This is a genomic window from Pseudomonas sp. Colony2 (assembly GCF_019382755.1).
In the GTDB taxonomy this organism is placed as follows: Bacteria; Pseudomonadota; Gammaproteobacteria; order Pseudomonadales; family Pseudomonadaceae; genus Aquipseudomonas.
Map to the genome: position 1 here is coordinate 5,761,776 of NZ_CP080030.1, position 6,544 is coordinate 5,768,319.

Consider the following 6,544-nt stretch of genomic DNA (forward strand, 5'->3'; position numbering starts at 1 on the left):
CTCGCTCCTACAGTAATCCAAAGTGCCACTTGCCATTTGCGTTGATGATAAGCATTATCATTCGCTGCAAATCGGTCTGGTATCACTGTGAGCCAATCTCGTTTCAACCAAGTCTTCCTCACCCAACGGGTGATTTTGCTGCGCACCTTGCAGCGGATGGTGAATAACCACAGCACCGCCGAGGACCTGTTGCAGGAAACCTACCTGCGCGTTACCCGGGCCCTGAGCGAACGGCCGATCGACCACCTCGAACCCTTTGTCTACCAGACGGCGCGCAACCTGGCGCTGGATCACCTGCGCGCCCGCAGGATTCAGGCCCGCACCCTGCAGGAAGATGTCCCGCTGGACGTCCTGCAAAGCGTCGCCTCCCCCGTCAGCACCCCCGAAGACGCGACACAGGCCGAGCAATTGCTCGAGCACCTGAGTGTCAGCCTCGGCCAGTTGAGCGCCCGCCAGCAGCAGATATTCATCCTCAGCCGCCTGCACGGTTGCAGCTATCAGGAGATCGCCGACAAGCTCGACGTGTCCCTGAGCACCGTGCAGAAGGAACTGAAACTGATCATGGCCATCTGCATAGGTGTGGCCGAAAGACTGGATCGCCCTTAAGCTTTGGCGGCACAGTCTGTAGGACTATTGATTAAAACGTGGCGAAGACCCGAGGAACACCGTGACGGAACCGAATAAACGGCACCCCCATGAGCTGGCTCATGAGGTGTTGCAAGACGCGGCCATGGACCAAGCCCTCGACTGGCTGATCGCGTTGCAGTGCCCGCAACCCGGGCAGCAGGCGGAATTTGAAGCCTGGCTCGCCAACGACCCGTTAAACGCCGAAGCCTTCATCAAGGCCCAGACTGCCTGGGGCGGCGCGCCCGTTCACAGCGCTGCCGTCGCCCTGAATGCGCCACGCAAACCCAGCGCCTGGCGCCGTATCAAACCGCACTGGAAGCCCCTGGCCACTGCCGCCGTGTTGCTGCTGGGCCTGTTCAGCTTCAGCAACCTGCCTATGCGCCTGCAGGCCGACCATCTGACCGTGGTGGGCGAGCGCCAGCGCCTGCAGCTGGACGATGGCTCGAAAGTGTTGCTCAACACCAACTCAGCCTTCTCCAGCAGCATCAAGGACCACCAGCGCATCGCCCGCCTGTATCAGGGCGAGGCATTTTTCGAAGTGCTGCCCAGCCGTGGCCTGCCCCTGGAAATCGACGCCGGCCCGGTGCGCGCCAGCGTGCGCGACACCTCTTTCGCGGTGCGCTACTTGAACGGTGAAGCCCAGGTTCAGGTACAGCGTGGTGATGTCGACCTGAGCAACACGTTTGACGACGCGCGGGTGCGCCTGAGCGCCGGTGAAAGTATCCGCATCGGGCCCAAGGGCTTCGGCCAACCGGCCAAGCTCGACACCACCAAGGACCTGGCCTGGGTCGACGGCCGGTTGATCTTCGAAAACTGCCCGATGAGCGAAGTACTGGCCGAATTGCGTCGCTACTACCCCGGCTGGATCGTCAACAACAACGACAGGCTCGCCAGCGTGGCCGTCACCGGCAATTACCGGCTCGACCAGCCGCTCGACGTGGTGCGCTCCCTGGCCCACATCACCTCGGCCAAGCTCTCGGAATACCCGGCGCTGGTGATCCTGAACTAAATGAGAATTATTTTTACTCGATAGCCAGCGACGATACGTCTCGTTATAGCCAATGCAACTGATTCCTATTTGATTCAGTGCGCAACTATAAGATTCGTACCTTCCGGAGCGCTCTCGATGTCGTCTCGTTTCAACCGCCGGTCCTCTTCGCCCGTTCGCCGCCAGGGCTTGTCGCTGCTGACGGCCGCAATCCTGTTGGCCGGTGCGCCCGTCATGGCCGCAACCGCCGCCGAGCCTGCCAGCCGCAGCCAGGGCAACTACAGCTTCAGCATCGAGCAGCAATCCCTGGTCTCGGCGCTGAACGCCTTCACCGCGGTGACCGGCTGGCAAGTCGGCCTGCCCGCCGAGCTGGGCCAGGGTGTGTCGTCCCCTGGCGTGCGCGGCTCATTGCCGGCGGATAAAGCCCTGGACCGGCTGTTGGTGGGGACCAACCTGGGCTATCGCAAACTGGGCAACAACAACATCGTGCTGGAAAAACGCGTCGCCGTCGGCGCCATCACCCTGCAACAGATGACCATCAGTGCCACCCGCCAGGAACAGGCCGTGGACAGCGTGCCCAGCACCGTGACCGTGCACGACCGCGAAGAACTGGACCGCCAGAACGTCAACACCATCCGCGAACTGGTGCGTTATGAGCCAGGTGTTTCGGTGGGCGGAGCCGGCACCCGCTCCGGCAATGCCGGCTACAACATTCGCGGGATCGACGGCGACCGCATCTTGACCCAGGTGGACGGCGTCGAAGTCCCCGACAACTTCTTCAACGGCCCCTACGCCAAGACCCGCCGCAACTACGTCGACCCGGAAATCGTCAAGCGCGTGGAAATCCTGCGCGGCCCGGCCTCGGCCTTGTACGGCAGCAGCGCCATCGGCGGCGCGGTGAGCTACTTTACCCTCGACCCCAACGACATCATCAAGCCCGGGCAGGACTACGGCGCACGCCTGAAGACCGGCTACAGCTCCGCCGATGAGAGCTGGCTGACCTCCGGCACCGTCGCCGGTCGCGTGCAGGACTTCGACGGCTTGCTGCACCTGAGCCAGCGCAACGGTCACGAGATGGAATCCTACGACGGGAATAACGCCACCGGCCTGGCCCGCACCGGCGCCAACCCGGAAGATGCGCGCACCACCAACGTGCTGGCCAAACTGGGTTGGAACTACGGCGAAGACAACCGCCTGGGCCTGACCTACGAGAAGTTCAAGGACGATCGCGACACCAACCTGAAAAACGCAGTGGGTGGCCCGTTTGTCGGTGGCCAGGGCTTCAACTTCTACCGCGGCCGCACGGGCAACGACACCATCACCCGCGAACGCTTCGGCATCGAAAACAAGTTCGCCCTCGACTCGCCGATTGCCGATCACATCAAGACCAGCCTCAACTACCAGATCGCCAAGACCGACGAGACCACCGCAGAAATCTACCAGCCATCGCGCAAGGTATTGCGCACCCGCGAGACCCTGTACGAAGAGAAACAGTGGGTATTCGACGCGCAGTTGGACAAGGCTTTCAGCATCGGCGAAACCGACCATGTCGTGACCTACGGCACCACCCTCAAACAGCAGAAAGTCACCGGTTCCCGTGAAGGCGCCGCGACCTGCCTGGCGGTCGGCGCAGGCTGCACCGCCATCGGTGCACCAAGCCCGTCGGCCGCCGACAGCGTGAAAAAAGCCAGCGACTTCCCCGACCCGACCATCAACTCCTACGCGCTGTTTGCCCAGGACCAGATTGCCTGGGACAAGTGGACCTTCCTGCCCAGCGTGCGTTACGACTACATCCAGCTCAAACCCAAGCTGACCCAGGAATTCCTCAATACCGTTGACCCGACACGCATCTACGACCACAGCGATTCGGAAAAGAACTGGCACCGTGTAACGCCAAAATTCGGCATCACTTATGCCCTGACCGAGCAATACACCTGGTTCGGCCAATACGCCGAAGGCTATCGCACGCCATCGGCCAAGGCCTTGTATGGCCGCTTTGAAAACCTGCAGCAGGGCTACACCGTCGAACCCAACCCGGACCTCAAGCCGGAAAGCAGCCGGGGTGTCGAAACCGGGATTCGCGGCAACTTCGACTCGGGCTCGTTTGATGTGGCGGTGTACTACAACAAGTACCGTGATTTCATCGACGAAGATGCCTCGGTTGCCGGTGGCACCGTCCAGCAGTTCGAAGCCAACAACATCAAGCACGCCACCATCAAGGGAGTGGAGGCCAAGGGCCGCTTGAGCCTCGACGCATTCGGCGCACCGCAGGGCCTGTATACCCAAGGCTCGATTGCCTACACCTACGGGCGCAATGACGACAACGGCGAACCGTTGAACAGCGTCAACCCGCTCAAGGGCGTGTTCGGCCTGGGCTATGACCAGCAGAACTACGGTGCGCTGGTCAGCTGGACCCTGGTCAAGAAACAGGACCGCGTCGACAGCACCACCTTCTTCGCCCCTGACGGCAACAGCGCCAACGGCCCGTTCAAGACCCCGGGTTTCGGCATCGTCGACCTGACCGGCTTCTACAAGGTCACCAACGACGTGACCATCAACGGCGGCCTGTACAACCTGACGGACAAGAAATACTGGAACTGGGATGACGTGCGCAGCTACGACAGCGTCGGCGAAGCCGGTGTGACCGGCCCGGCCAACCTCGACCGCCTGACCCAGCCGGGCCGCAACTTTGCGATCAATCTGATCTGGGACATCTGATCCACGGAGCCTCATCCCGGCGCAATTTAATCTGCGCCGGGGTGAGGATTTTTTACTGTGACGCGTCTTCTGGTTCGTCTAGTTCATAACAGCCTGGCAACCAGACGCTTTCTCTTCTCAAGGATTCCCCGATGACCGCCTCCCCTACCGCAGAACGTGCAGCCCTGCGCTCCCAGCGCCTGAACCAGATCACCAATGAACCGCACACCAAGCTCGATGCGTTGGTGAAGGCCCATGCACCGTTTGAAACCCAGGCCAACTTCGCCCGCTTCGTGGTCGCGCAGTACCTGTTCCAGTCGGAGTTGGTGGCGCTGTACAACGATGCCGAGTTGATCAAGATCGTCCCTGACCTCGCCGAACGCTGCCGTGCCGAAGCAGCCAAACTGGACCTGGGCGACCTGGACACCGAAGTACCGGCCCCGGTCGCCGGCGCCGTGAAAAACCCGAGCAAGGCCGAAGCCTTGGGCTGGCTGTTCGTGTCCGAAGGCTCCAAGCTGGGCGCCGCGTTCCTGATCAAGCGTGCCGTGGGCCTGGGTTTGAGCGAAACCTTCGGTGCCCGTCACCTGGGCGAGCCGGCGGGTGGTCGCGCTGAAGGCTGGAAGCGCTTCACCCGCACCCTCGACGCACTGGAATTCACCGCTGAAGAAGAAGCCGAAGTGGAGAAAGGCGCGATTGATGCGTTCGTGCGCTTCACCGTGTTGCTGGAACAGGCGTACGCTAGCGCCCCTGAACTGGCCTGATTCCCTGATTGGAATGCAATCAAATGTGGGAGCGGGCTTGCTCGCGAATGCSGTGGTTCAGTCAATATATCTGGTGACTGAACCACCGCATTCGCGAGCAAGCCCGCTCCCACATTTTGATCCGGTTTCACTTTGAATCCTTCGTAAATCCATCCATGCAAACCGCACCCATGACCGGCAAAACCCAATCCTCATCCAAAATCGCCCGCGTCCTGTTCGGCCTGCTGGCCTACGTCAGCCTGGGCATCGGCTTGATTGCGATTGTGGTACCGGGCTTGCCCACCACCGAATTCATCCTGCTGGCCGCCTGGGCCGCCACCAAAAGCTCGCCGCGCCTGAGTGCCTGGCTGGAAAACCACCGGCTGTTCGGGCCGATCCTGTTCAATTGGCGCAATGGCAGGATCATCGCCCGCCGGGCCAAAGTCAGCGCCACCGTGAGCATGCTGCTGTGCGCCGGCCTGATGCTGGTGATGCTCGACCACGGCTGGCCGATCTACCTGGCCATCGCCGGAATGAGCATGGGCAACCTGTGGATCTGGTCGCGACCGGAACGTCTCCCGCAACCCACCTGACACCCCCACTACCGCTCATCGGCTCCCGCTCATGAACTGCCGGCCCAAGCCGATGTTCCGGGCATAGCGCCGAATGGACTCGCCTGAGCTTGCATACTAATAAGTCCATTCGCGGGTACTTCTATGTTCGACACCCTCTCCATTCGCTTGAAAATCGTGCTGTTGTCCGGTCTGTGCCTGCTGGGGGTGATTGCCCTTGTTGTGGGCATGAACCTTTACCAGACCAGCCAGAACGATCAACTGATCAGCGATTCAAGCTCGCGAATGCTCACCGACAGTGTGCAGAACCTGCTGCAGGCCAAGGCCGCCGAGCAAGCGGTGCAACTGCAAAAAACCTTCGGTGAAAGCCTGTTGGTGGTGACGGCCCTGGCCGACCAGATCAAGGACCTGCGCACTCTGGCCGGCAAGCGCTCGTTGGATGCCGGGGCCCTGCGTGAAGAACTCAACCACAGCCTGAAAACCGCCTTCGACCGCAACACCAAGGTGCTCGGCATCTGGCTGTCGTTCGAGCCCAACGCCCTCGATGGCAAAGACAGTGAATTCGTCAATGATGCCGCCCGTGTGTCCAACGAAAAAGGCCGCTTTTCCAGCTACTGGAGCCGCGCCGGCGGTGAAGGCCTGAACACCGTGATGGTCGAGGATGACCTGACCAAGACCACCCTCAACCTCAGCGGCACGCCATACAACATCTGGTACACCTGCCCACGAGACACAAAAAACACCTGCCTGCTGGACCCGTATGAAGACACCGTGGCCGGCAAGCCGGTGTTGATGACCACCATTTCCCTGCCGCTGCTGGTCGACGGCAAAGTGATCGGCGTGGTCGGTGTGGACCTCGCCCTCAATGCCCTGCAAGCGGCGACCGATGCGGCGCAAAAAGAACTGTTCAACGGCGCCGG

General features: G+C 61.3%; 6 protein-coding genes. All 6 read left to right on the forward strand.

Annotated features, from left to right (window positions below; translation table 11 throughout):
- Positions 1 to 87: 87 nt before the first annotated feature.
- Positions 88 to 606: an RNA polymerase sigma factor gene (locus JV201_RS23225; protein WP_003214115.1), complete on the forward strand. Its 519-nt coding sequence runs from the start codon at positions 88 to 90 to the stop codon at positions 604 to 606.
- Between the two features lie 61 nt (positions 607 to 667).
- The gene (locus tag JV201_RS23230) at positions 668 to 1,636 is read left to right on the forward strand and encodes a FecR domain-containing protein (RefSeq protein ID WP_087694633.1); all 969 of its coding nucleotides are present in this window, start codon (positions 668 to 670) and stop codon (positions 1,634 to 1,636) included.
- A 117-nt stretch (positions 1,637 to 1,753) separates the two neighbouring features.
- A complete protein-coding gene (locus JV201_RS23235) occupies positions 1,754 to 4,333 on the forward strand; it encodes a TonB-dependent receptor (RefSeq protein WP_219406088.1) in 2,580 nt (859 codons plus the stop codon).
- A gap of 131 nt (positions 4,334 to 4,464) precedes the next feature.
- A complete protein-coding gene (locus tag JV201_RS23240) occupies positions 4,465 to 5,073 on the forward strand; it encodes a biliverdin-producing heme oxygenase (protein ID WP_003214109.1) in 609 nt (202 codons plus the stop codon).
- Positions 5,074 to 5,243: 170 nt separating this feature from the next.
- Positions 5,244 to 5,645 carry a YbaN family protein gene (locus JV201_RS23245; protein ID WP_003214107.1) on the forward strand — a complete coding sequence of 134 codons (402 nt, stop codon included), beginning with the start codon at positions 5,244 to 5,246 and terminating at the stop codon, positions 5,643 to 5,645.
- 123 nt (positions 5,646 to 5,768) lie between these two features.
- On the forward strand, positions 5,769 to 6,544 hold a 776-nt coding region (locus JV201_RS29960), incomplete at its 3' end, for a cache domain-containing protein (protein ID WP_257903258.1).

Bases quoted from the DNA above. Each gene is read 5' to 3' on its own strand.
- JV201_RS23235 (WP_219406088.1), top strand. From the start codon at position 1,754: ATGTCGTCTCGTTTCAACCGCCGGTCCTCTTCGCCCGTTCGCCGCCAG.
- JV201_RS23240 (WP_003214109.1), top strand. From the start codon at position 4,465: ATGACCGCCTCCCCTACCGCAGAACGTGCAGCCCTGCGCTCCCAGCGC.
- JV201_RS23245 (WP_003214107.1), top strand. From the start codon at position 5,244: ATGACCGGCAAAACCCAATCCTCATCCAAAATCGCCCGCGTCCTGTTC.